This is a genomic window from Sutcliffiella halmapala (genome assembly GCF_050107295.1).
Lineage (GTDB): Bacteria > Bacillota > Bacilli > Bacillales > Bacillaceae_I > Sutcliffiella_A > Sutcliffiella_A halmapala_A.
In genome coordinates this window covers 1-1,431 of the sequence record NZ_JBNIKR010000027.1, presented here as the reverse complement: position 1 = coordinate 1,431, position 1,431 = coordinate 1, and the positions used below count along the sequence as shown (strand labels likewise).

General features: G+C 39.8%; 2 protein-coding genes. Both read right to left on the bottom strand.

Annotated elements, in window-relative coordinates:
* Positions 1–96: 96 nt before the first annotated feature.
* Positions 97–1,017: an IS3 family transposase gene (locus tag ACQCT5_RS22855; protein ID WP_499645410.1), complete on the bottom strand. Its 921-nt coding sequence runs from the start codon at positions 1,015–1,017 to the stop codon at positions 97–99.
* A gap of 17 nt (positions 1,018–1,034) precedes the next feature.
* Entirely contained in the window at positions 1,035–1,355 is a 321-nt protein-coding gene (locus ACQCT5_RS22850) for a transposase (RefSeq protein ID WP_499645408.1), read from the bottom strand.
* Positions 1,356–1,431: the final 76 nt, after the last annotated feature.

The window sequence follows — 1,431 nt, the reverse complement described above, 5'->3', positions numbered from 1 at the left end:
TATCTCATTATTTCATTTTCTACCGCGCATTCGCTTGGTTGCCCCGAGAAGAAAGGTTAAAGGGAATCACTTTAACCTTTCTTCTCGGGGGAAACTTTACATAGCTAATTCTACTGGCTCCACCGAGTTTGTTGCCCATTTGGCATAATATTCGCTTGGGCTATAGTCGTTCAGGCTGCCATGATATCTTCTCTTGTTATAGAAGTCGATATACTTATTTACTGTTGCGATCGCATGATCAAAGGTAATAAATTCGTTTCTTTGGTAACATTCTTTTTCAAGCACACTATGAAAGGATTCAATATAGGCATTCATATTTGGAGACTTCGGTGGGATTCTTTCATGTTCAAATTTATCTGTACTGAACTCTTGAAAATGGTTGCTGATGAATTGTGGACCATTATCTGAACGAACAATGAGTCGGCTTTCTCCATCTTCAGCTTTTGTCATTTTGACATCGCGTTTCATCAAAGCTTTCATAAGCATCTTCGTAATTTTTGACGCTTCACAAGTCTTCCCAATGTAATGCCCCACAATGCTTCGATCATACACATCGATGGCACTCGCAAGAAAGAAGAAACGACGGGAACTCGTCACATATCCATATTTAATATCGACCTGCCACAACTGATTAGGCCCAGTAATCTTACGATTCTTAGCTAGTCTACGTGGTTGCTTCTGTTTCTTTTCGCGTTGAGGCATCAGGATATCTAGCTCTTTACATAAGCGATATACTTTCTTCTTGTTTATGACAAGTTTATGCTTCCTTCTTAAGGCTTTCGTCAGCTTTCTATATCCATAAATCTCATCCTCTCCTTCGATAAGATTCATTAGATATCCTTTGATCGTACTATCCTTGACTCTTTTTTGAGTCTTTCTGTTCAAAGAATAACCAGGTATAGGCCTTCCCCCAGTATGAACTCTAGATTTTGGTGGATTAGCCAGACGGTAATAGTAAGTAGAACGGGTAATGGAAGCATACTTTAATACACGACTGGCCGGGAATCCCTCGTCAATCCACTCTTTGGCAAAGGCTATTTGTTCCGAAAGGTTGGTAAGTTTTTTTTTACCATTTCACGAAGCATGGCTACTTCTAACTCTTTTTCCCCTAGAAGCTTCATTGCTTGGTCATACTTCTTTTGAAGTTCCTGATTAGAGGGAGACTCCGAAAGTGGGGTAACACCATCTCTTTCCATCTCGGCCTCTATTTCATCACGGTATTGTTTTACCCAACCACCTAAAGTAGAGCTGCTTACACCAGTTTTCCGAGCGATAAAAGCCATATTTCCTGATTCAAGCGCCATTCTTACATATTGTTTTTTTACATCCTCCATCGGTCCATTACGTTTACTCATTTGGACTCCTCCTTTGATACTTCTATGATAATATCTTTTGATTGAGGTGTCCAAATGAGTTAGGGGGCTAAATAGA

Bases quoted from the DNA above. Each gene is read 5' to 3' on its own strand.
- ACQCT5_RS22850 (WP_499645408.1), bottom strand. From the start codon at position 1,355: ATGAGTAAACGTAATGGACCGATGGAGGATGTAAAAAAACAATATGTA.